The following is a 23,504-nucleotide window of genomic DNA, read 5'->3' on the forward strand; positions in this document are numbered from 1 at the left end:
GCGATGATGGAGCTGGGCCGCGACCACGGCTGTCCGCCCCGGCGCACCTTCAGCGCCACCTCCCTGGCCCTGCTGATCTCCCTGGGCTGCGCGGTCGGCCTGGCCGCCGCCACGCTGCCGTTCACCGCCCGCTCGGTGGCCGAGCGGGCGTGGTATCTCGCCCTGGTCATCCCGGTGATCGTCCTGTGCCTGCACCCGAGGGTCCTCACCTGGGGCCTGAACCTGGCGCTGCGGATCGCCCGCAGGGACCCCGTCGAGCGGGTGCTGCCCGGCCGCGCCCTGCTGGCCGCCGTCGCCTGGACCGTCCTGGGCTGGCTGGTCTACGGCCTGCACACCTGGCTCGTCCTCGGCGACCTGACCGGCGACTTCTCGCTCTACCCGCTCGGCGCCGGGGCCTACGCCTTCGCCTGGGCGACCGGCCTGCTGATCGCGGTCGTCCCGGCCGGGGTGGGCGTGCGCGAGGCCGCGATGGTCGCGGTCATCGCGCCGGCGATCGACACGCACGGCGCCACCGCGGCCGTGATCACCGCCGGGGTCGTCGCCCTGATCTCCCGGCTGGCCTTCACCTTCACCGACGTGGCCTGGGCCGGGATCGGCTGGCTGCTCGGCCGCGGCGCTCAGGCCCCCGCCGAGACCAGGGCGTCCACATACGTCGCCCAGTAGGGCTCGGGGTCGACGGCCTTGACCCCGGCGCGCAGCCGCTCGGGCTCGCCCGGCCGGTAGAAGGCGGTCAGCGCCGCGCGGAGCGCCTCCACCGACCCGGGCTCGACGAGCAGCCCGTCGACGCCGTCGGTCACGTGGTCACCGAGCGTCCCCACCCGGGTGGCGATCACCGGCACCCCGTACTCGTGCCCGAACCACACCTGCTGGCTGGCCGTACCGCTCCGGTAGGGCAGGACGAGCGCGTCGACGTCGGCGAACAGCCCCGGCACGTCCCCGTCGGCCACGTAACCCGGCCGCAGCTCCACCCTGGCGGTCAGGCCGAGCTCGGTGACCAGCGCCTCAGTCTGCTCCAGGCAGCCCCAGAACTCCCCCGCGACCCGGAGCGAGACGCCCTCGGGCAGCGCGCGGATCAGCAGGTCGAGCCCCTTGTACGGGCGGACCAGGCCGAAGAACAGCAGCCTGTTGGTCACGCCCTCGACATGGGGGTGCTCCTGGAGCCCGGCCGGTAGGTGCGGCGCCATCTCGGCCACCGTCACCGGGGCGGGACCGAGCTCGCGGGCCGGCGCGGCCTGCTGCTCGGAGTGGACGAGCACCCCGTCCACCCGGCGCAGCAGCGCCCTCATCAGCGGGACGTCGTAGGGCTTGCGCTCGTGGGGCAGGACGTTGTGGCAGAGCGCGACGGTCCGGGTCCGGCGGCCCAGGCCGTACAGGATGCCCAGGTAGGGCGGGACCTGCACGGGGCTGAGCACGGCGAGGATCACCAGGTCGGCCTCCGCCAGCCGGCGTCCGCAGCGGACCCAGCCGTCCGGGCGGCGCCAGTCGAGGTCACGGCGGACGTCGGGGTAGGGCGCGCCCGCGGGGGTGTCCACGGTCTGCTGCCCCGGATAGAGGAAGGAGGGGTACTGGGCCTTCCACGACTCGATCACCACCTCGTGCCCGGCGGCCCGCAGGCGGTGCGCCAGCTCGGTGGTGTGCGCGGCCCCGCCGCCCTTGTAGGGGTGGGTCGGCCCGACGATCGCGATCCGCATCTACTCGCTCCTGGAGCGCACGATGAGGTCGGCCAGCAGCGCCAGCGAGCCGATGAGCAGCCCGGACAGGAAGATCACGATGGTGTTGCTGGTCAGGTAGAAGCCGTAGCGGATCATGTCGACGACGCCCTTGACCAGGCCGATGCCGACCAGCCAGAGCGCGGGCGGCATGAGCACCTTGAGCGGGTTGAAGTACATGACCATCCGCAGCACCTGCAGGATGTAGCGGTAGGCGTCGGAGACGAAGCTGAACTTCGACTTGCCTGCCCGCTTGCTGTATTCGATCGGCAGGTAGTAGACGTCGTGCTGGTTGGACAGGAACGACAGCGTGATCGTGGTGACGCAGGAGAATCCGGGCGGCAGCAGCCGTAGATACGGCCGGGCGACCGACTTGCGGAAGGCCCGCAGCCCGCTGTTGAGGTCGGGGATCTTCTGGCCCGCCAGCCGCTCGGCCACCTTGCGGATGAACCACTTCGCCGGCACCCGCAGGAACTTGTGCGAGCCCTCCTCGGTGGTCCGCGCGCCCACGACCTGGTCGATCGTGTGGTCCTTGTCCAGGATCTCGACGAGCTCGGGGATGCGCTCGTTCGGGTAGGTCATGTCGGCGTCGGTCCACACGACGATCTCGCCGCGCGCCTCCTGGCTGCCGATCCGACGCACCGTGCCCGACCCGCCGTTGCGGTGGAAGGCCCGGATCCGCATGTTGGGGAAGCGCGGCGCGGCCTCCTGCAGCCTGGCCAGCGTCTGGTCGCTGGAGCAGTCGTCCACGGCCACGAGCTCGTAGGTGTAGCCGCTGCGGTCCATGGCCCCGCAGATGCGCTCGACCTCGTCGATGACATGGTCCTGCTCGTTGTAACAGGGCAGAACGATCGTGACGTACGGCGTTGCGTCCACAGCTGGTCCACTCTCGGAGGTCTCGGGCGTGCTCACGTCGGGCGAGGATACTCTGCCCCGCTGGGAGCCGGACGCACATCACCCCGTCCGGACGGTCACGCTCGCCCGTCCGGACGGCCGCGCGCCCCGGCGCGTCGCCCCGTCCGGACGGCCGCGTGCCACCTCGGATGCACCCGGCCGGGCCCCCGGGCGCTCCGCGCCCGCCCCGCCGGCCCCGGCCGGTCCGTCGCGCCCCCTCAGCGGGGGAGGCTCACACGGGATCCTCGCCCGTCGCGTGCCCCCCGGCGGGCACGGCCGGCTCCGGCTGCCGGAACGGCACGACCATGGCGACGGGCTCACCGTTCTGGGTGACGGTCAGCGTCTCTCCCGCCTTGACCCGCGCGAGAACCTGACTGGTCTTATGGGCGAGGTCACGGACGGCTACCGTGGGCTTGCTGTGCAACTGCTGACTCATGTGGCAATCATGCCCTCCACGTGGCCCGCACCGGGGGGAAAGCGGCCAGGAAGCAGGTGTCCGTCATGGCTCGGTGGCCCGCTCCGCGCGCTCCCACCCCCGCATAGCCGGGCATTCCCTACCAAGCCAGACCGGCCCCCTCCGCGCCGGTCCGGCGACCACGGGGACGACCGGCCTAGGCGACGGCCATCCAGACGTTCATGGACAGCGACCAGGTGCCGTCCGGGGGGCCGGTCAGCGATCTCTCGTCCTGGCGGACGGCGAGCTTCAGCACCTGGACCGCCTCGCCGTACGGGAGGAGCTGCTCCCGCTTGGCGGCGAGCAGGACGGGGACGCGGCCGGCGGCGCGGACCCGGCCGACCAGGCGCTCGACGTCGGACCTGACGGGGATGTCGGCGCCCACCGGGAAGGCGACCCGGGCGGTGGGCACGCCGCAGGTGCCCCGGACGACCTGGGTGAGGCGGTCGCCGGTGACCCGCTCCACGATCAGCACCGAGGCCCGTTCCGGCAGGGCTGCGCACATCGCCTCGACCGCCGCGCGCTCGCCGCGCTCGACGGGGGTGAAGGCCGTCCCGATGGAGGTGATCGCCGGGGGGACGAGCAGGAGCACCGCGCCGCCGGTGGCCAGGCCCCGCTGCACGGCCTGGCCGTATCCCATCCTGCGGGCCTTGTCCCGCACCCAGCGCAGCCCCCAGACCGCCAGCAGGACGAGGCCGGGGATGACGACGGGGACCAGCCGCCGGGCGGCCCACGGGTGGTCGGGGGTGATGCCCGGCCGGTAGAGCGTGGTGACCGTGGTCCAGCCGACGACGGCCAGCGGCAGCAGCCAGCCGAACCCCCGCCCCCTGGCCATCCGGCGCGTGAGCACCGCCCCGGCCAGCGTCGCCAGCACCACCACGGGCACCCCGACGTACCAGATCACCCAGTAAAGCGACTCCTCGTAGTAGAGCCGGGCGCCGTCGGCCGGCAGCCCGTTGGCCAGCTGGGTCCGCTCGATGAACTCGTAGTTCAGCCGGTCCTCCGGCGTGGCCGGCTGCCGGATCACGGTCTGCAGCCACGGCCGGGCCGCGAAGGCCGTCATGACCAGCGCCACCAGGGCGCCGGCGAACTCGGGCAGCCGGCGGATCCCCGCCGCCCGGCGCAGGAGGGCCGCCAGCCGCGGCGCCAGCAGCGCGATGACCAGGGTGAGGACCAGCACCGCTCCGCAGATGGCCAGCAGCGGCTCGAAGGAGCCGGACAGGTAGTCCAGATAGGGCCTGGACAGGATGTATCCGGCCGCGACCCCCGTCCCGGCCCCGGCCGCCAGCCCGAACAGCAGCGGCACGCCGAGCCGCCCCTCGTCGCGGACGCCCGCCCGCCGCAGGGCGATCAGCAGCCCGGCGTAGGCGAGCACGGGCAGCACGTCGCGCAGTCCGTCGATCCTGACCAGGACGGCCAGCCCGAAGACCAGGCCGGCCAGCTCCGCCCCGATCACGGCGCCGTCGGACTGGGCCCGGCGGATCCGCCCCGGCTGCTCGCCGGAGGGCAGGGACGGCAGGTAGCCCAGGCCCGTGATGCCGGAGCGGAGCCTGACCTGGGCGTCGTGCAGCAGGGCGAGGCCGCCGAAGAGCAGGATCAGGGAGGGGATCTCGCTGAAGGTGGTGCGCGAGGTGTAGAGGATCGGCAGGCTGACCGCGAACACCAGCGCGGCCAGCGGGGCCCAGCGGGCGCCGACCAGCCGGGCGACGACTCCCGCCAGCACGAGCACCGCCAGCGCGCCCAGCAGCGGCGCCGTCAGCAGGAGCCCGGGCAGGCCGCCCAGCCAGTGGCCCAGCGCGTCGATCAGCGGCGCCCCCGGCATGAACTGCGGCACGACCGCGCCGCCGGAGGGGTAGAAGCCCGGGCTGTCGAAGCGGAGCGCCTGGTCCGGCCCGCCGAAGGCCGCCTGCTGATGGGGGACGGGCAGCGAGCCGTGACCGGCCAGCCAGACGGCGTACTGGGCGTAGGTGGCGGGGTCGCGGCGGACGATGAGCTGCTCGCTGTGGAACAGCCCGTTGAAGACCCCCGAGGCCAGGGCCACGGCGATGACCCCGGCGGTCTGCCAGGCGGTCGCCTCGACGGTCTCGGGCAGGCGGCGCAGGCCGTAGCGGCACAGCAGGGCGGCGATCACCAGGCCCAGCGGCAGGGCGGCGATCGGCCGGAACCAGCCGAACAGCAGCAGCGACAGCCCGGCCAACAGCCAGCCCGCCAGCACGAGCGCGGGCGCGGCCGAGACCACGGCGAGCACCCTGCCCGCCGAGGGCCTGCGCGTGCGATCCAACCAGGTGATCCTCATAGCTGGTCCCGAGCGTAGTGGCAGCCTCCGGCTGCGGCGATGGGTGCGCGCGGCGGGCCGCTGAAAGCCGGTAGCGTACGCGCAGCGCGCGAAGGGGGCGGGGAGTGGTCGGCTGGGCTCGGGGGCACCGGTGGTTCCTGGGGGTGCTGGGTCTCGGCGCCGTCCTGCGGGCGGTCACCATGCTGGGATACCGGCCCGCGATCTGGTTCCCCGACTCCTACACCTATGTGGTGACCGCGCTGAAGCCCCGGCCCGACCTGGTCCGCCCGGCCGGATACTCGATGTTCCTGCGGCTGCTCGAACCGTTCCACAGCTTCGCCTCCGTCGCGCTGGTCCAGCATCTGCTGGGACTGCTGGTCGGCGTGCTCGTCTATCTCACCGCCCGGCGGCTGGGCGCCCCCGGCTGGGCCGCGGTGCTCGCGTCCGCCCCTTCCCTACTGGACGCCTACCAGATCGAACTGGAGCACCTGCTGGTCTCCGACACCCTGTTCGCCGCGCTGGTGATGTCGGCGGTCTGCCTGGCCCTGTCCCGGACCGCCGGGTGGCGTACGGCGTGCGGGATCGGGCTGCTGGTCGCGGCGGCGACGCTGACCAGGACCGTCGGGCTGCCGCTGGTCGTGATCTTCGCGGGCTGGCTGATCTACCGGGCGCGGGGGCGGGTGCTGACGGCCGGGGTGATGCTGGCGGCCGCGGCCCTGCCGATCCTGGGCTACGGGGCCTGGTTCCACGCGACCCACGGCCGGATCGGGATCGTGGGCGCCAACGGCGTCTTCCTCTACGCCAAGACGATGACCTTCGCCGACTGCGCGGTGATGAGGCCGCCCGCGGACCTGGCCGTGCTCTGCGACCCCCGCCCGCCCGCCCGGCGGCCCCCCGCGCAGGAATACGTCTGGAGCCCGGACTCGCCGCTGGTCAAGCTGCCCGGCATCACCTTCACCGAGGAGAACGACGCCCTGGCCGGCCGGTTCGCCTCACTGGCCATCCGCAGCCAGCCGCTGGGCTATCTCGGCTCGGTCGCCTCCGAGCTGGCCCGCTCCTTCACCCTGGGCCGTCCGGTCTACCCGGACCAGGAGATCTACGACTACTACGAGTTCCCGGCGGCGCCGCCGGCGCCGCCGGGCCGCTACCCGGCCACGGTGGGCGCCGAGCGCGCCGAGCGCGACTACGAGCGAGGGCCGATCGCCACCCGGATCGTCGAGCCCTACGCGGGCTGGATGCGGGCCTACCAGGACGTCGTCCGGCTGCCCGGCGCGGCGGTGCTGGTGATCCTGCTGATCCCCCCGGTGGCGGCGGCCGTGCGGCGCCTGCGCCCGGACTCCACGCTGTGGGTGCTGCCGTGGACGACGGCGGTGGTGCTGCTCGTCATGCCCCCGGCGGTCGCGGAATTCGACTACCGCTACGTGCTGCCCGCCGTACCGGCAGCGTGTCTGGCAGCGGCTTTTGTGGCGGGCAAACCTTCTTTCCATAACATTCCAAGAAATGTCCGTATTTGAGTATGCTGGGCGCCCGGATCACCACGGGAGCGGCAAGGGGCGGTCATGACCAAGTTCACGTCATCATGGCGCCCGGCACTCACCTCATGACCTACCCTTTGGGCGCAATGAGCGAGCTGAAGCAGCACCGGGCGTTGCCGCCAGGCGAGGAGATCGCATGAGCGACCATCGGCACGTCTCCGTGAAGGACCGCCGGGCCGAGCCGGCCGGCCACGGCCGCCGGGGCTCCCGCCGCGCGGGCGGGGACGGCGGCCCGCCCCCCGAGCCCCCGAGCGACTACGCCGGGCCGCCCCGCGACCCGCGCCGCAAGGCCGGACGGCTGGGCGTGGGCGGCTGGGTCAGCATCGCGATGACCGGCGTCCTGGTGGCCGGCACCCTCGGCGGCTACAAGTTCTACCGCGACCTCGACGACAGCATCACCCGCGAGAGCGTCGTGGACAAGCTCGGCGCCAACCGCCCCCCGGAGACCGGGGCGCTCAACGTGCTCGTCGTGGGCTCCGACACCCGCGACGGCGCCGGGAACAAGAGATACGGCCAGCACATGCAGGGCCAGGGCGAGCGGACCGACACGATCATCCTGCTCCACATCTCCCCCAACCGTGACAAGGCCACCCTGGTCAGCTTCCCCCGCGACTCCATGGTCCAGGTGCCCGCCTGCGAGAACCCCGTGACGAAGGCGGCCATTCCCGCCGGCCTCAAGCAGATCAACTCGGCCTTCAACGACGGCGGCATCGTCTGCACGTGGAAGACGATCGAGGCGCTGACCCAGATCCACGTCGACCACTTCGTCAAGGTCGACTTCGCCGGCTTCACCAACATCGTCGACGCGCTGGGCGGCATCGAGATCTGCCTGCCCGAGGACGTGATGGACAAGAAGGCCAAGCTGGAGCTGACCAAGGGCAAGCACAACGTGATGGGCAAGACCGCCCTCGCCTACGTCCGTGCCCGCTACGCGCTCGGCGACGGCAGCGACCTCAGCCGGATCAAGCGCCAGCAGGTCTTCCTCCAGCAGGTGATGAAGAAGGCCACCAGCTCCGACCTGCTGACCGACCTCGGCAAGCTGAACAACTTCCTGAAGGCCGCCGCCTCGTCGGTGACGATGGACAGCAACCTCGACACCGGGCGCCTGCTGGAGATCGCCCAGAGCGCGAAGTCCCTCACCTCCTCCGGTCTGAAGGCCATCACCGTGCCGTGGATGCCGGACCCCGCCGACAAGAACCGGGTCGTCTGGCGGCAGCCCGCCGCCACCGAGCTGTTCGACGCGATCCGCAGCGACACCGAGGTGACCAAGAGCCCGGCCCCCAACGTCTCCGCGAAACCGGCCGTCAAGCACGAGCAGGTCCAGGTCCAGGTCTTCAACGGCACCGGCACCTTCGGCCTGGCCAAGGAGGTGGCCGCCAAGCTGGCCGCCCAGGGCTTCCGGGTGACCCAGGTCGGCAACGCCCGCCCGGCCACCGGCGACGTGCCCACCACCGTGCTGCGCTACGGCAAGCGGGACGCCGAGGGAGCCTCCTACGCCGACGCGCTGGCCGCCAGGCTCTCCGGCGACAAGCTCACCCCCGTGGCGGGCAAGGTGAAGCCCGCCAGCATGGAGAACTACGCCGCGACCATCCCGGCCACCCCGCTGCCCACCGGCCCGGTCGTCCAGCTGATCATCGGCACCGACTGGAAGGGCGTCCGGGTCCCCACCAAGATCCCCGACTCCCTCAAGGACTCCGTCGTCGACAGCAAGACCAACCCTTGCCAGTAGGCCCCGCCCCCGGCGGCCCGCCGGACGGCGCGGGCCGTACGGCGGGCGGTGCGGGCGCGACGGCCACCTCAGGCCGTACGGCCCGCCCCCTGGGCGGCACGGACCGCACGGCACGCGCCATGAGCGGCGCGGGCCGTACGGGGGACCCCATGGACGGCGCGGACCTTACGGAGGACACCGCGGGTACGGAGGACCCAATGGACGGCGCGGACCTTACGGAGGACCCCATGGACACCGCGGGCCGTACGGTGCGCCATCGGCCGTACGGCGGGCGGCGCGGGCGGGCGGCCTCCGGAAGATCACGATTCACCGGGAACCCCCGCCGCCCCCGGGCGCTCGTGCGACAGACCCCGCGCGCTCGGTTTAGGGTGGTCGGGTCGGCGAGCCGGAGCCCATTCGGCCGCATCCTCCGGCGGTCCCCGGGCGTCTTAACCAGTGTGTCCGACCACCTCCCAGTCTCCGACAGATAGCTGAGCGTTTTCCCCGTGAGCGACACCCGATCTCCCTTCCACATGCCGGCCCCCCGTGACGACGGCGCCCCCGACGCCGGCACCGGCGGGTCCGGCGGGCAGGGCCGGACCTCCGCCTCGTGGCCGATGCCCGAGCACGCGCAGCCGTCTCCGGCCTCCCGGGCCTCCTGGCCCGAGCCCCCGGACCTCGGTCCCGCCCCGTCCACCCGCGACGGCCACCGCGAGGAGCAGGGCTGGGACGAGGGGGCCGGCGAGGTCACCGCCTGGGGCTACCCGGCCTACCAGGAGCCGCCCGCCCCCTCCGAGGACGCATGGGCGAACTGGGACACCCAGACGCCCCCCGGCGAGCAGGAGCCGACCTCCCGCCGGGACGCCCGGGCATCCTCCGGGCCGCGGGGACGGACCCCGCAGCGGGAGACCCCGCCGTCCTCCCCGCCGCAGCCGCGGGGATCGCGGGAGGACACCCGGCAGGGCCCCGCGCCGCAGGGATGGGGATCATCCGAGGACCTCCGCTCCTCCTCCCCGCTGGAATCACGGGGATCGCGGGGAGACGCCCGGCGGGACTCCGCGCCGCAGGGATGGGGATCATCCGACGACGCCCGCCCGTCCTCCCCGCTGGAATCATGGGGACCGTCCGAGGACCTCCGCCCGTCCGAGGACCTCCGCCCGTCCTCCCCTCCGGAGTCATGGGGATCGCGGGGAGACACCCGGCAGGGCTCCGCGCCGCAGGGATGGGGATCATCCGACGACGCCCGCCGTCCCTCCGCCCGGGAGACGCGGACACCGTACCCGGACGCGCGGACGCCCGCCCGCAGGAGCCCGCTGGACATCACGCCCGCCACCGCGCCCGCCGGCAACCTGCTGGACCCGCTGGATCCCGCGTGGTCGTCGGAGCACGACACCGCCCGGGCCCCGGCGGCCCCCCACCGGCCGCAGCCGCAGGACGCGCCGGCCGCCGCCGAGCGGCCGTTCTCCTACTGGGAGAACTCCAGCCGCGGGGCCGCCCCCTCCCCCTGGGACCGGTCCGCGGGGCCGGAGGAGCAGGAGCAGGAGCCGCGCCCGGAGGAGGAGCCCGCCGCTCCGCCCGCCAGGAAGAAGCGCGAGCCGTATCTCGACAACGTGAAGTTCGTCCTGATCGCCCTGGTGGTGACCGGGCACTCGCTGGTGCCCACCCTGGCCACGCACTCGGCCAAGTCGGCCTACCTGTTCATCTACACCTTCCACATGCCGGCGTTCGTACTGATCAGCGGTTATCTCGGCCGGAACTTCTGGAACTCCAACGCCAAGATCAACAAGCTGGTCGACACCATGCTGGTGCCGTACGTGGTCGTGGAGATCGGCTACGCGCTGCTCCGCTTCGGGCTGGGCCAGAAGTGGACCCTGACGATCATCGACCCGGCCTGGCTGAACTGGTACCTGCTGGCGCTGGTGCTCTGGCGGATCTCCACGCCCATCTGGAACCGGATGCGGCAGCCGCTGCTGGTCGCGGTGATCATCTACATGGTCGCCGGCTTCTCGGAGATCTCCGGCGACTTCAGCATCGACCGCTTCTTCGGCCTGCTCCCCTTCTACGTGCTCGGCCTGGTGCTCAAGCCCGAGCACTTCGACCTGCTCAAGCCGGTGTGGGTCAGGATCCTGGGCGGGCTCACGCTGGCCGGGGGCGCCGCGGTGGCGATCTTCATCGCCCCGCACGTCAACCTCAAGCCGATCTACTTCCGCTACAGCTTCAAGTCCATGGACATGAGCTGGTGGATCGGGCTCGGCGTGCGCGGCGCGCTGCTGGTCGCGGCGCTGGCCATGTCGGTCGCGCTGCTGGCGGTGGTGCCGCGGCGGGAGACCTGGTTCTCCGACCTCGGCACCCGCACGCTCTACGCCTACCTGCTCCACGGCGTCGTGGTGCTCATCGCCAAGGACCAGGAGTGGCTGAGCTTCCCCTGGCTGCACGGCCCGCTGGGGGTGATGGCGATCGCGTCGAGCTCGCTGGCGCTGGCCATCGTGCTGTCCCTGCCGGAGACCCGCAAGCTTTTCAAGTGGCTGCTCGAACCCCGCCTGGTCTGGCTCTACCGCCGGCCGTCCGCGGCCTCCCCCGCCAGGTCGCCGGAGCCCGCCGGCACCGCGCCGGAGCCCGCCGGCAGGGAGAGTTCAGCGGCAGTTACCCGGTAATTAACTCAACACATCCGGTGATGACGGAACCGGCACTCAGCATCGGGATATGCGGGTATGTGTCGGGACTATCGTTCATCGCCCCGAAGACGCCCGGATCATGCATCGGCAGATCCGGGCGCTCCTCGACGCGGGGCACGAGATCACCTATGTCGCGCCCTTCACCGACTGCAACGTCACCCCCGACCCCCGGGTCCGGGCGATCGACGTCCCCCGCGCGGTGGGCCGCCGGCGCGGACGCGCCCTCAAGGCCGCCCGCGGGGCCCTCAAACGCGGCGTCGAGGGGGCCGACCTGCTGGTCGTCCATGACATCGAGCTGCTGTTCCGGCTGCCCAGGAGCCGCCCCGTCACGGTCTGGGACGTCCACGAGGACACCGCCGCCGCGCTGGAGGGCAAGCCCTACCTCCCCGAGCACCTGCGCCGGACCCTGCCGCCGCTGATCCGCCGGGTCGAGGCCCGCGCGGAGAAGCGCCTGCACCTCATCCTGGCCGAGGAGTCCTACCGGGAGCGCTTCTCCCGCCCCCACCCGGTGGTGCCCAACACCACCTACGTGCCCCCGCGGCCGCCCGCGCCGCCCGGCCGGAACCGGGTGGTCTACGTGGGCCACCTGTCCCGGGCCAGGGGCGCGGTGGAGCTGATCGAGCTGGCCCGGCGGCTGCACCCGCACGGGATCAGGACGGACCTGGTGGGCGCCGCCGACGCCGAGATCAGGCCGCTGCTGCGGGACGCGCAGCGGGATGGCCTGCTCGACTGGTACGGATACGTGCCCAACCAGCACGCGCTGCGGATGGCCGAGGGGGCGATCGCCGGGCTGTCGCTCCTGCACGACGTGCCCAACTACCGGCGGTCGATGCCGACCAAGGTCGTCGAGTACATGTCCCGCGGGCTCCCGGTGATCACCACGCCGCTGCCGGCCGCCTCCTCGCTGGTCGAGCGGTCCGGCTGCGGCGTCGTCACGCCCTTCGGGGACGTGGACGCGGCGCTGCGCGCCGTACTGGCGCTGCGGGAGGACCCCGAGGGGGCCGCGGCGATGGGCGCGCGCGGTCATGCGGAGGCGCTGCGCCGCTACCACTGGCCCGACCAGGCGGGCGAGTTCGTGGGGCTGCTGGAGGGGTGGGCGACGGCGAGCGCCGCCCCCGCGCGCGCCCACCACCGTCCCCTCGTGGTCTGACCCTCCGCGCGGTCACCGGGGCCGCTCCAGGTCGAAGGCGATGTCGGCCACCCGCACCGTCGCGACGCGGGGGTCCTCGATCAGCTCGCGCAGCGACGGGATCGTGGCCGGGGAGTCGACGTAGGCGCAGGAGGTAACCGCAGACCAGCGGCCGGTGCTCCCGGTAGAGCCGCTCAATGCGGGTGCCGACGGCCGCCTCCGCGTCGGGGGTCGGTCCGTCACGGACCAGGAGACGGACCCGGCAGAGGATTGGTCACACACCGGTGACGTGAGGGCCGGGGATTGGTGTACTGGAGGCATGGCACGCCATCTGATCCAGGGACGCGAGATCGCCATGCCGGTGCGGATCCGGGACGCCACGGTCTGCAGCGCCTCCTACCTGGTCCGGGCCGACGCGGCCCGGGCCGTGATCGCCTACTCCAGGCTGGACGTCGCCGAGGTGCTGCCCGGCAAGGCCCTGTGCACGCTGGTGTTCGTCGACTACGCCGACGGCGACCTCGACGCCTACCGGGAGTTCGGCGTGGCCTTCCTGGTCCGGCCCCCCGACGGGGGCCCGACGCCACCCCGGGGGCTGCGCGCGGGGCTGGCCGAGCTGCGCAGCGCCGGCGCCGGGGCGTTCGTCCACTGGCTCCCGGTCGACCAGGGCTTCACCCTGGAGGCGGGCCGCGCCATCTGGGGCTTCCCCAAGGAGCTGGCCGACATCGACCTGCGCCTGACCTCCCCCTACAAGCGGTGCATCCTGCGCAAGGACGGCCGCCTGGTGCTGGACCTGCTGATCAGACCCGGCGCCCCGGTCCCCGCGGGCGGGACGATGGCCCCCGCCGACGCCTACAGCCATCTGGAGGGCGTCACCCGCCGCATCCCCTGGTCGATGACCCCCCGGGGGGTCCGCGTGCGCCCCGGGGGCGCGCTGATCCGCCTGGGCAACCATCCCGTCGCCAAGGAGCTGAGCGAGCTCGGGCTGCCCAAACGCGCCCTGATGACCAGCACGGTCTCCCACCTCACCATGACCTTCGGCGAGGCGAAGGAGCTCTAGGCGGCCGGTCTCCGCGGGAGGGGGCCGCGGATCGCGGCCCGCCGGGTTCCGCGTCCCCGGGCGGTGCGCCGGGCGTCGGTCCCGGGCGGCCCGTCGGGCGCCGGTCCCGGCGGGCGGGCGGCGGCGCTCAGCCGTCGTGCTCCAACATCGGCAGCTCGGCCCTGGTGGGCAGTCCCTGCCATTCGCTGGTGCTGGACACCGCGAAAGCCGTCAGCAGGGCGCCCCGGCGCAGCCGGTCGGCGGGGTGCAGTCCCTCCAGCAGTGCGCTGAGGTAGCCCGCGGCGAAGGCGTCCGCCGAACCGGTGGGGTCGACCACGGGCGCGGCCAGGCTCGGGGCGTCGTGGCGGACGCCGTTCACCCGGACGCTCGTGCCCCGGGTGCCCCGGATCACGATGACCTCCCGGTCCCCGGTGAGCGCCGGCTTGACCAGGTCCAGCTCGCTCTGCCGGACGAACAGCACGTCGGCCGAGCAGGCCAGCGCGCCGAGGACCTCCTCGGCCTCCCGCAGATCCGGCCAGAGCTGGTCGCGGTAGTTGACGGCCACCGAGACGGTGACCCCCGCCATCCGCGCGGCCCGGACCGCGGCGTGCATGGCGTCGCGCGCGTCCAGCGCGGCGGTGATCCCGCTGACGTGCAGGATCCGGGAGGCCGCGATCCGGTCGGTGGGGACGTTCCCCTGCGTGAGCCGGGTCCCCGTCCGGTAGTAGGTGACCCGGGCCGCCTGCCCGGGCCTGGACTCCTTCAGGAGCATCGCGGTCGGGGCGGCGTCGTCCACCCGGGCGTCCGCGACGTCGACACCCTCCCCGCGCAGCGCCGTGAGGATCCGCACGCCGAGTTCGTCACCCCCCACCTTGCCCAGCCAGGCGGCCGTGTGGCCGAGCCTGGCCAGCCCGACCGCGACGGTGAACTCCGCCCCGGCCACGTCCAGCCTGGCCTCGTGCTCGTGCCGGATCCGGCCGCTGGTGACGACGGCGAACGCCTCGCCGAGGGTGTAGACGTCCACGCCGGAACCCTTTCACGGCGCCGTGCGGCGCCGATGGAGCCATCGTTCGGATCCGGCCGGGGACCCGTTCGGGAAGGGCCGGAACCCGAACTCTAGCGACATGTCCCGTACGGCCTCCGCCGAGGACCGGAAGAGAGATCCGGTGGTGACATTCCCGGTGGGCGGGCGGCTCGGAGCGGGATCGCGGACGGGTCCGCCGGGCGGGCCCGCCGGATGGTCGGGCGGGTCTGTTAAACGGCGCCGGCCCGGGTACCGGCCCTCAAGGGGCTAAAAACGCCACGACCATAAAGGGGGAATCGGATGACCGAGATACCCGACATCAGGCTGGACAACGGCGTCGAGATCCCGCAGTTGGGCTTCGGGACCTACCAGATCGAGCCGGACAAGACGGAGGAGGCGGTCCGCACCGCGCTCGACGTCGGCTACCGGCACATCGACACCGCCGAGATGTACGGCAACGAGAAGCAGGTCGGCGCGGCGGTCCGCGCCTCCGGCCTCGACCGGGGCGACGTCTTCGTCACGAGCAAGCTGGGCAACGGCTTCCACGCCTACGACGACGTGCTGAAGGCGTTCAACCGGTCGCTGGAGGATCTGGGCTCCGACTACCTGGACCTGTTCCTCATCCACTGGCCGCTGCCCGAGGTCGGCGACTACGTCGAGACCTGGAGGGCGATGGAGGAGATCCACCGCTCCGGCCGCGCCAAGGCCGTCGGCGTCTCCAACTTCCAGCCGCACCACCTGCGCAGGCTGCTGGAGGAGACCGGGACCGTGCCCGCGGTCAACCAGATCGAGGCGCACCCGTATCTCACCCAGGACGACGTCCGGGCCTTCAACGCCGAGCACGGCATCGCCACCGAGGCGTGGTCGCCGATCGCGCAGGGCAAGGTGCTCGGCGACCCGGCCATCACGCGGATCGCCGAGCGGCACGGCAGGACGCCCGCCCAGGTGACGCTACGCTGGCACGTCCAGCGCGGCGACATCGTCTTCCCGAAGTCGGTCCGCCGCGCCCGGATGGAGGAGAACCTCGACATCTTCGGCTTCGAGCTGGGCGAGGACGAGATGGGCGAGATCTCGCGGCTGAACCGCGACGAGCGGGTCGGACCTGACCCGGACACCTTCAACTGGGTCCCGTGAGCGACCGGATCCGACGAGCGGCCCGGTCCGGGGCACACCCGGCCGGGCCGTACCGAGGTCAGACGATCGGCGGACGGCCCAGGCGGAGCATGCGCCAGGCGGTCTTCCAGCCCATGGGGCGGCGCTCCCCGGCGGGCTCGCGCAGGCCCTCGGTGAAGCCCTTGAACCAGGCGCGCAGGGCGGTGCCGGAGCGCTCGCGGATCAGGGTGAGGACGACCCAGTTGAGGAGGTAGAACGCGGCCAGGGGCCAGGGGAGGTTGCGACGGGCCAGCCAGACGCGGTTGCGCGCGTTGAGGCGGTAGAAGTCGGCGTGCCGGGTCGGCGGGACCTGCGGGTGGTACATGACGGTCTGGGCGTCGTATTCGATGCGGTAGCCCTCACCGAGCAGCCGCCAGGCCAGGTCGGTCTCCTCGTGGGCGTAGAAGAAACGCTCGGGGAGGCCGCCGACCTGGAGGAAGGCGGAGCGGCGGATGGCGCAGGCGCCGCCCAGGAAGGTGGTGACCGGAGAGGAGCGCTCCGGGTCCCCCGCGCGCAGGCGGGGGACGTGGCGGCGCTGGCCGGTGCCGCCGTCGGGGTCCATCACCCTGAAGGAGACGACGGCCAGGTCGTGCTCGGTGGAGAAGCGCTCACGCAGGTGGGAGACGACGTCCATCGCGCCGTACCAGCCGTCGTCGTCCAGGAAGAGCACCACGTCGCCCGAGCACTCCTCGACGCCGCGGTTGCGGCCCGCCGGGATGCCGGTGTTGTGGCTGAGCCGGACGATCTTGATCGAGGCGGACGAGCCGGGGGGCACGCCGACCGACAGCTCGGGGACGTCCGCGCCGTTGCCGACGATGACCACCTCGACGTCGCCGTCGGTCTGGTGCAGCGCGGACTCGACAGCCCGGGCCAGCTCGGGGACCCGGTTGCCCATGGTGAGGATGACGCACGAGATCTTCAACGGGTCATCGCCCTGACGCGTCGAGAGCACGTACGGAGCATACTTTCATGATCACCGAGTCTGCTGGTTCGGGCACATATGGCGTGACTGGACGTTTCTGATTTACCGGAAAGCAAGCGTATCGGAACCGTCGGCGAACACCCACCAAACAGCGGGGTGTCCGCACCTACGACGTACCGGGACGCTGTCCGGTTCCTCATGAAAGCCGCCTGGAGGCCAGGATGCTGACCAGGTGCAGCGCCATCTGCAGCACGGCGACCACGACGCAGGCCACCATGAGCACCCGGGTGGCGGCCAGGCCGCCGCTGAGCAGGTCCCACACCGCGGCGACGACCACGATGAGGGACAGCTCGACGGCCTGGACGAGCCGGTGGAACTTCAGGGCGGCGGCGGCCTTGCGGGCCAGGCCCAGACCCCGTGACCGGAACTGCTCGGCCGAGCTCTCGGTGGCCGCGACCAGGCCGGACCTGGCGCGGGCCACGTCGACCAGGTCGGTCTCCGCCTTGATCAGGATGGCGCCGAGCGCGGCGGCGAAGCCCATCACGGTGTACCAGTCGGGGAGGGTCTGCGACGCCCGGAAGCCCAGCCCGATGAGCAGGGCGGCCTCGGCGAAGTAGTGGCCGACCCGGTCCAGGTAGACGCCGGTGATGGAGGTCCGCCTGGTCCACCGCGCCAGCTCGCCGTCGGAGCAGTCGAGCAGCAGGTAGAGCTGGATCAGCAGGGCGGCGCCGACCGCGGCCCCCAGACCGGGCAGCGCGAGGACCACGCCGGCCAGCAGCCCGGACAGGATCATCAGCCAGGTGGTCTGGTTGGGCGTGATCGGCGTCTTGGCCAGGAACCAGGTGACGTAGATCGACAGCTTGCGCATGTAGAGCACGCCGGCCCAGTGCTCGCCGCTGTTGCGGTCCATGGTCGAGTGCGGCTGGGCCACCGCACGGAACTCAGCGACCGACGGCCCGGACATAGTCCTCCACCCGCTCCCGAATCTCCGGCTCCGACAGGCGCAGGTGCTCCAGGATCGTGTAGCGCCCCGGACGGGTCGACGGCGCCAGCATGACCGCCTGGGTGAACTGGTCGGCGCTCAGGCCCAGGTCGACGGGGGTGACCGGCAGCTCGTGCGTGCGCAGGCAGTCGACGACCTGGTCCAGCCTCCGCGCGTCCTCGCGGAGGAAGAAGCAGAAGGCGGCCCCTACCCCGGCGAGCTCGCCGTGGTTGGAGGTGCCGGGAAAAAGCTGATCCACGGCATGAAGGATCTCATGGTCTCCGCCACTGGAGGGACGGGACGACCCGGCGATCACCATCGACATCCCCGAGAGGATGAGCGCCTCGGCCAGCACGGTCAGGAAGGCGTCGGACTCGATCGAGTCGCTCCTGCCGATCACCGCCTCCGCCGCGGTGCGGGCCATCGCGCAGGCCACGCCGTCGATCGGCTCGCCGCGCTCGGCGTTGCCGAGCTGCCAGTCCTCGATCGCCGACAGGTTGCTCACCACGTCGCCGACCCCCGAGCGGACCAGCGACGGGGGCGCGTCATGGACGAAGTCGAGATCCACCATGATGGCCAGCGGCATGGGCACGCCGAAGGAGCCCTTGCCGCCGTCGTGCGTCAGCGACGCCACCGGCGAGCAGATCCCGTCGTGCGACAGGTTGGTCGCCACCGCCACCATCGGGATGCCGGCGAGCGAGGCGGCGTATTTGGTCGCGTCGATGGTCTTGCCGCCGCCGATCCCGACGAGCGCCTCGTAGGCGCCCTTGCGCAGGTCGGCGCCGAGCGAGACCGCCGCGTCCACCGAGCCGTCGGCCACCCGGAAGACCTGGGCCTCGCCGAGCGAGGGGGCGATCACCGAGGCGATCCGGTCGCCCTGGCCCGCGCCCACCGCCACCGCCACCCGCCCGGAGGTCGCCACCCGGCTGTCGGCCAGCAGCGAGCCGAGCTGGGCGACGGCGCCCCGCCGGACCTCCATGGTCAGCGGGGCGGGCAGCATCCTGGCTAGTATCGGCACGCGATCTCCCGCGCCTTCGCGAGGTCGTCGTGGTTGTCGACCTCGACCCACGAGACCTCACCGATCGGGGCGACCGCGATCTTCTCACCGCGGGCGACCAGCTCCTGGTAGCCGTCCTCGTAGTAGAGCTGCGGGTCGCGCTCGAAGGTGGCCTGGAGGGCGTCGGCGAGGCGGTCGCCGATGCCGGGGCGGATCAGCGTCGCGCCGATGTACTCACCCGCGGCGTCGGCCGGGTCCATCAGCTTGGTGATCAGCTTGAGGTGGCCGTCGCCGTCGAGGGTGACCTTCATCTCCTCGTCGGCGAGCTTCTTGACGTCGTCGACCGCGAGCAGGATGTCGCTGGTGGCCGGCGCGGACAGCAGCGTGTGCTCCACGGAGACCGGGTGCACGGTGTCGCCGTTGACCAGCAGCACGCCCTGGTCGAAGTAGTCGCGCGCGCACCACAGGGAGTAGGCGTTGTTCCACTCCTCGGCCTTGTCGTTGTGCACGAGGGTGAGCTTCACACCGTGCCGCCGCTCCAGCTCGGCCTTCCGCTCGTGTACGGCCTGCGCCTGGTAGCCGACGACGACCACGACGTCACGGAGGTCCGCCGCCGCGAGGTTCCGCAGCGAGATGTCCATGATCGTGGTCTCGCCGTCGACCGGCACCAGCGCCTTGGGCAGCGTGTCCGTGTACGGCCGCAGGCGTCGTCCGGCCCCGGCGGCCAGCACCATTCCCAGCAACGTGCACTCCTCATCCAAGTGAGCCCCTCGGCGGGCACTCCTGGCCCCAAAGGTTAGTTGGCTTTAGGCCCTGATCGTGTAATCCGGGGTTTGCCAGGCGTTCTCAATCGTGAGCGCCCAGATCGTCGGCGTCCACCCCCGAGCGCGGCGCGACCGCCCAGCAGGTGACGCTCTCCCACCCGAAGAACCCCCACAGGTATAGCGCGAGCAGCGCGAAGACCAGCGTGACCTGCCCGGCGAGGGCGCCCAGCGCGATCAGCAGCATGCGGCCGTCCCAGCCCAGACCGGAGGTGGCCAGCCAGGGCGGCGGGTAGACCCGCTGGCGCACCCGGTAGACCACGTCGTAGTGGTGGAAGGCCATCGCGCCGAGCAGCAGGAAGATCAGCCACGGCGGCACGTCGTGCGCGAACCCGACCGAGGCCACGAACCCGTATTCGGTCAGGCGCAGGATCGGCGGGACCAGCCAGTCGAGCCTGCCGTCGTGCGGGTGGGAGCTGCCGGGACCGGCCAGCAGCAGCGCCACCGCCGGGGCGAAGACCGCCAGCCCGTCGGTGCCGGCCACGCCCACCATCAGCAGCACCCCGGTCACGAACATCCCGACGAGGGCGGGCGGCAGCGGCGGGAGCTGCCCGGCCACCAGCGTGCCCATCGCCCGCGACAGCGCCCCGTCGTCCCGGTAGGCCGTCACGGTGCTGTGCGGCACCGGTGTCATGTGGACGGAAACCATGGGCGCACCCGTCTCCTCGCTCGCTCCGCGCGAGGCCCGCCGGACCTCGCCTCCCGATCCGCCTCGCACCGCGCCGGTCGCGGCGCCCATGTGTCCGGTCATCGGCTGAGGGACCTGCCGACCCGGCCGGCGAGCGTGTAGAGGGCGGCGACACCGCCCCAGGCCAGCAGCGCGACGAAGGTCACCCGGGCGTTGAACACCGCGGCGGTCACCGCGATCAGCGCCATCCGCTCCCCGATGGGGAGCACGATGATCTTCTTCAGCCAGCGGGTGGGAGCGCTCCGCTCCAGGCGGCGCGAGAGCCTCACGACCACGTTCCCCCGGCCGTCCGCGGGCCCCCGCCGCTCCCGCAGGTATCGCTCGGCGGCGGCTATCCCGTCGGCGACCTCGGTCTTGCGCTCCAGCGCCGCCGGCCGCGACGCCGGCCGCGTGGACGCGTCGGCCGGGACGGTCAGCTCCGCGGCCGTCCCGGCGGGGGCCGGCCTCAGCCGGTCGGCGTCGGCGCGGGCCCCCGCGTAGGAGAAGTCGATCGTGTGACGGAGCGTCTGCAGGATCATCGCCGAGACCGCCAGCGCCCAGATGCCGTTCGGGCCGCCGTGGGAGTCGTCCAGCCCCGTCGCGTAGCCGATGGCGAGGCCCACGTAGACGGCGTACTCCTTGACCCGGTCGAAGGTGGCGTCCAGCCACGCGCCGAGCGGGGAGAACGCGCGGGTGTAGCGGGCGAGCTGGCCGTCGACGCAGTCGAGCACGAACGACAGGTAGAGGAGGACGGCCCCGGCGATCTGCCCCTCGCGGGTGCCCGCGGTGAACCAGACCGCGGCGAGCAGGGCCAGGCCGACGGAGATCCCGGTGACCGCGTTCGGCGTCAGGCGCAGGTCGGCCGCCGCCTTGACCAGGTGCGTGGACCAGGAGCTCACGAAGTGGGTGGTGAAGAAGCCGTCGCCGGACTTGACCGCGGCCTCCAGCCGGGCGGTGTCCTCGTCCACCTCCTCCAGCCGCCGCACGGCCGAGTCGGCGGCCGCCTGTTCGGCCACCCGGTCGCAGTGCAGCGCCCCGGCGTCGCAGGCGCGCACCGGGACGCCGGAGCGGACCAGGCCGACCAGGAGGAGGTCGCCGACCTCGGCGCCCCCCATCGGGCCGAACCCGCCGGCCTCGGCCAGCTCGGCCAGCGTCCGCGCGGTCTCGGCGAGGCCGGCGAGATCGGCCACGCCCACCTGGAGCACGCCCCTGAAGGTGCCGCCGGCGTCGGCGACGCCGTGGAAGGAGGTGCCCGCGGCGACCACCCGGCCGCCCTCGACCCGGACCGGCGGGCGCAGCGGCCCGGGGCCCTCGCCGCCGGTGACCACCAGCGCGCCCGTGTCACGCGCGGGGTGCTCCAGGAGCATGGCCAGCGCCTCGGTGTGGGCCACCAGGTCACCCGCGACCACGGCCACCGGGCCGGTGGCCCCGCGGGCCACCTCCGCGACCCTGCGCAGGTCGTCGGCGAGCCCTCGCGAGCCCGCCGAGCCGATCATGTAGGTGCCGCCGGGGGCGTGGATGACGCCGCTGGAGCGGCCGACCACGTGCACGTCCCCCACCGGCAGCCGGGCGAGCTGGCCGGTCAGCCGGTCGAGCAGCGTGCCGTCGGCGCAGCGCAGACCCGCCGCCTCCGTGGTGGCGAGCACCACGGCGGCCGTCCGGGAGAGGCCGGGGGGCGCGGGGACGTGAGGATCATGCAAACCGGGCTCCTTCGTATCCGACGGGGTCACCGTACGAATCGGGGAGTGCGCACTTAGCGTAGCGAGATCTTGACTGGATAGCACGGGAGCGCGACCTGCGATCGGGTACGCACCCATTACGCTCGCCGTATCCAGCCCCGTCGAAGGAAGCAGAACTTGGCCGCTCTCGAACCACGTCTCCGCACCGTCGGGGTCGTCCTTGCCGGCGGAGTCGGCCAGCGCGTCGGTCTCAACACTCCCAAGCAGCTCGTCAAAATCGCCGGGAAGACGATCCTGGAGCACACCCTCGCCCTGTTCAACGGCGCGCCGGAGGTCGACGAGATCATCGTCATGATGACCCCGGGCTTCACCGACGAGGTGGAGCGGATCGTCGCCCGCAACGGCTTCGGGAAGGTCAGCAAGGTCCTGGAGGGCGGCGCGAGCCGTCCCGAGACCACCTGGCGGGCGCTGAGGGCCCTGGGCGCGCAGGAGTGCGACGTGCTCCTGCACGACGCCGTGCGGCCGCTGCTGGAACCGCGGATCATCACCGAGTGCGTGGAGGCCCTGAAGACCTACTCGGCCGTCGACGTGGCGATCCCGAGCTCCGACACGATCCTGGTGGCCGCCCCGGGGCCGCGCGGGGAGATCGTCCGCGACATCCCGGACCGCTCCAGGCTGCGGCGCGGCCAGACGCCGCAGTGCTTCCGGCTCTCGGTGATCCGCGAGGCCTACGAGCGGGCCTTCGCCGACCCCGGCTTCGACCGGCAGCCGCCCACCGACGACTGCGGCGTGGTGCTGCGCTACCTGCCCGACGTGCCGATCTACGTCGTGCCGGGCAGCGAGCACAACATGAAGGTCACCCACCCGGTCGACGTGTTCATCGCCGACAAGCTCTTCCAACTGGCCGCGGGCAGCGCCCCGGAGCGCTCCGCCTACGCCTACCGGGAGGCCATGGAGGGCCGGACCATGGTGGTCTTCGGCGGCAGCTACGGCATCGGCGCCGACGTGGTCGACCTGGCCCGGCGCCACGGCGCCGAGGTCTTCTCCTTCTCCCGGTCGCTGAACGGGGTGCGCGTGGAGGACGCCCAGGCGGTGAGCGACGCGCTCGACCACGCGGCCAAGGAGACCGGCAGGATCGACTACGTGGTCAACACCGCCGGCGTGCTGCACATGGGCAAGCTCGGCGAGGTCAACGACGCCACGATCGCCGAGACCGTGGGCGTGAACTACCTCGGCCCCGTCAACATCGCCAGGGCCGCCATCGGCCACCTCCGCGACACCCGGGGCCACCTGCTGCTGTACACCTCCTCCTCCTACACGCGGGGCCGGGCCGACTACAGCCTCTACTCCTCGACGAAGGCCGCCGTGGTGAACCTGACCCAGGCGCTCGCCGACGAGTGGGCCGAGTACGGCGTCCGGGTCAACTGCGTCAACCCGGAACGGACCAGCACCCCGATGCGGATCCGGGCCTTCGGTGAGGAACCGGCGCACACCCTGCTCTCGCCGCGCGCCGTGGCGCAGACCTCCATGGACGTGCTCATCTCCGACCTCACCGGGCACGTGATCGACGTCCGCCTCGACGGAACCTGACACAGCGCGTCTACCAGGGCAAACGCCACCACTCGGGTTAGCGTCGGAAGATGAAGCGTGACCCTCGCGCCCTGATGGCGTGCGCCGCCGTACTCGGCCCGTACCCACCGCTCGTCGTCACGGCCCTGTGGCCCCTGCCGTGGCCGTTCCTGGCGCTGTGCGCGCTGTCGTACGCGACCGAGATCGCCGTCAGGCGGCGGGGCCGCGCCGAAGCCGAATCAGCGACCTACCGCAACGCGGCCTGGGACTGGTGGG

General features: G+C 72.6%; 21 protein-coding genes. 9 read left to right on the forward strand and 12 right to left on the reverse strand.

The features are described from left to right. On the forward strand, positions 1-663 hold a 663-nt coding region (locus ACWDS7_RS28990; RefSeq protein WP_451931839.1), incomplete at its 5' end, for a lysylphosphatidylglycerol synthase domain-containing protein. On the opposite strand, the gene ACWDS7_RS28995 is transcribed toward ACWDS7_RS28990, so the two are convergent. The 4 genes from ACWDS7_RS28995 to ACWDS7_RS29010 form a co-directional block, all read right to left on the reverse strand. Beyond that, entirely contained in the window at positions 618-1,691 is a 1,074-nt protein-coding gene (locus ACWDS7_RS28995) for a glycosyltransferase family 4 protein (protein WP_451931840.1), read from the reverse strand. The genes ACWDS7_RS28990 and ACWDS7_RS28995 overlap by 46 nt on opposite strands. After that, positions 1,692-2,585 carry a glycosyltransferase family 2 protein gene (locus ACWDS7_RS29000; RefSeq protein WP_306859102.1) on the reverse strand — a complete coding sequence of 298 codons (894 nt, stop codon included), beginning with the start codon at positions 2,583-2,585 and terminating at the stop codon, positions 1,692-1,694. Positions 2,586-2,835: 250 nt separating this feature from the next. Beyond that, positions 2,836-3,039: a type II toxin-antitoxin system Phd/YefM family antitoxin gene (locus ACWDS7_RS29005; protein WP_306859104.1), complete on the reverse strand. Its 204-nt coding sequence runs from the start codon at positions 3,037-3,039 to the stop codon at positions 2,836-2,838. 175 nt (positions 3,040-3,214) lie between these two features. After that, positions 3,215-5,338: a hypothetical protein gene (locus ACWDS7_RS29010; RefSeq protein WP_451931841.1), complete on the reverse strand. Its 2,124-nt coding sequence runs from the start codon at positions 5,336-5,338 to the stop codon at positions 3,215-3,217. Between the two features lie 119 nt (positions 5,339-5,457). Here ACWDS7_RS29010 and ACWDS7_RS29015 point away from each other — a divergent pair, with 119 nt between their 5' ends. From ACWDS7_RS29015 to ACWDS7_RS29030, 4 genes are all read left to right on the forward strand, one after another. Next, the gene (locus tag ACWDS7_RS29015) at positions 5,458-6,846 is read left to right on the forward strand and encodes a hypothetical protein (protein ID WP_451931842.1); all 1,389 of its coding nucleotides are present in this window, start codon (positions 5,458-5,460) and stop codon (positions 6,844-6,846) included. 157 nt (positions 6,847-7,003) lie between these two features. Continuing rightward, the gene (locus tag ACWDS7_RS29020) at positions 7,004-8,596 is read left to right on the forward strand and encodes an LCP family protein (RefSeq protein ID WP_451931843.1); all 1,593 of its coding nucleotides are present in this window, start codon (positions 7,004-7,006) and stop codon (positions 8,594-8,596) included. A gap of 485 nt (positions 8,597-9,081) precedes the next feature. Continuing rightward, a complete protein-coding gene (locus ACWDS7_RS29025) occupies positions 9,082-11,229 on the forward strand; it encodes an acyltransferase family protein (RefSeq protein ID WP_451931844.1) in 2,148 nt (715 codons plus the stop codon). A gap of 49 nt (positions 11,230-11,278) precedes the next feature. After that, positions 11,279-12,400, forward strand: a complete 1,122-nt coding sequence (locus ACWDS7_RS29030; RefSeq protein WP_451931845.1) for a glycosyltransferase family 4 protein — start codon at positions 11,279-11,281, stop codon at positions 12,398-12,400. Between the two features lie 12 nt (positions 12,401-12,412). Here the strand turns inward: ACWDS7_RS29030 and ACWDS7_RS29035 are convergent, their stop codons facing one another. Next, positions 12,413-12,577 carry a hypothetical protein gene (locus ACWDS7_RS29035; protein ID WP_451931846.1) on the reverse strand — a complete coding sequence of 55 codons (165 nt, stop codon included), beginning with the start codon at positions 12,575-12,577 and terminating at the stop codon, positions 12,413-12,415. 121 nt (positions 12,578-12,698) lie between these two features. Here ACWDS7_RS29035 and ACWDS7_RS29040 point away from each other — a divergent pair, with 121 nt between their 5' ends. Further along, a complete protein-coding gene (locus ACWDS7_RS29040; protein WP_451931847.1) occupies positions 12,699-13,436 on the forward strand; it encodes an acetoacetate decarboxylase family protein in 738 nt (245 codons plus the stop codon). 127 nt (positions 13,437-13,563) lie between these two features. Here the strand turns inward: ACWDS7_RS29040 and ACWDS7_RS29045 are convergent, their stop codons facing one another. Then, on the reverse strand, positions 13,564-14,439 hold the full coding sequence (locus tag ACWDS7_RS29045; RefSeq protein WP_451931848.1) for a sugar kinase: 876 nt from the start codon (positions 14,437-14,439) through the stop codon (positions 13,564-13,566). A gap of 300 nt (positions 14,440-14,739) precedes the next feature. Here ACWDS7_RS29045 and ACWDS7_RS29050 point away from each other — a divergent pair, with 300 nt between their 5' ends. Next, entirely contained in the window at positions 14,740-15,573 is an 834-nt protein-coding gene (locus ACWDS7_RS29050) for an aldo/keto reductase (RefSeq protein ID WP_451931849.1), read from the forward strand. Between the two features lie 58 nt (positions 15,574-15,631). On the opposite strand, the gene ACWDS7_RS29055 is transcribed toward ACWDS7_RS29050, so the two are convergent. From ACWDS7_RS29055 to ACWDS7_RS29080, 6 genes are all read right to left on the reverse strand, one after another. After that, the gene (locus ACWDS7_RS29055) at positions 15,632-16,513 is read right to left on the reverse strand and encodes a glycosyltransferase family 2 protein (RefSeq protein WP_306875288.1); all 882 of its coding nucleotides are present in this window, start codon (positions 16,511-16,513) and stop codon (positions 15,632-15,634) included. Positions 16,514-16,709: 196 nt separating this feature from the next. After that, a complete protein-coding gene (locus ACWDS7_RS29060) occupies positions 16,710-17,477 on the reverse strand; it encodes a CDP-alcohol phosphatidyltransferase family protein (RefSeq protein WP_306859122.1) in 768 nt (255 codons plus the stop codon). Beyond that, a complete protein-coding gene (locus ACWDS7_RS29065) occupies positions 17,455-18,495 on the reverse strand; it encodes an iron-containing alcohol dehydrogenase family protein (RefSeq protein ID WP_306875290.1) in 1,041 nt (346 codons plus the stop codon). Before ACWDS7_RS29065 ends, ACWDS7_RS29060 begins: the two co-directional genes overlap by 23 nt. A gap of 5 nt (positions 18,496-18,500) precedes the next feature. Next, complete coding sequence (locus tag ACWDS7_RS29070; RefSeq protein ID WP_451931850.1) at positions 18,501-19,235, reverse strand: phosphocholine cytidylyltransferase family protein; 735 nt, start codon at positions 19,233-19,235, stop codon at positions 18,501-18,503. A 103-nt stretch (positions 19,236-19,338) separates the two neighbouring features. Continuing rightward, positions 19,339-19,962: a DUF5941 domain-containing protein gene (locus ACWDS7_RS29075; RefSeq protein WP_306859126.1), complete on the reverse strand. Its 624-nt coding sequence runs from the start codon at positions 19,960-19,962 to the stop codon at positions 19,339-19,341. A 98-nt stretch (positions 19,963-20,060) separates the two neighbouring features. Then, positions 20,061-21,680 (reverse strand): CDP-alcohol phosphatidyltransferase family protein, encoded by a 1,620-nt coding sequence (locus ACWDS7_RS29080; protein ID WP_451931851.1) that lies wholly within the window; start codon positions 21,678-21,680, stop codon positions 20,061-20,063. A 156-nt stretch (positions 21,681-21,836) separates the two neighbouring features. Here ACWDS7_RS29080 and ACWDS7_RS29085 point away from each other — a divergent pair, with 156 nt between their 5' ends. Together ACWDS7_RS29085 and ACWDS7_RS29090 are read left to right on the forward strand one after the other, a co-directional pair. Next, positions 21,837-23,249, forward strand: a complete 1,413-nt coding sequence (locus ACWDS7_RS29085; protein ID WP_306859130.1) for a bifunctional cytidylyltransferase/SDR family oxidoreductase — start codon at positions 21,837-21,839, stop codon at positions 23,247-23,249. 50 nt (positions 23,250-23,299) lie between these two features. Next, on the forward strand, positions 23,300-23,504 hold a 205-nt coding region (locus ACWDS7_RS29090; protein ID WP_451931852.1), incomplete at its 3' end, for a hypothetical protein.

Source organism: Streptosporangium sp. NPDC003464 (genome assembly GCF_053588315.1).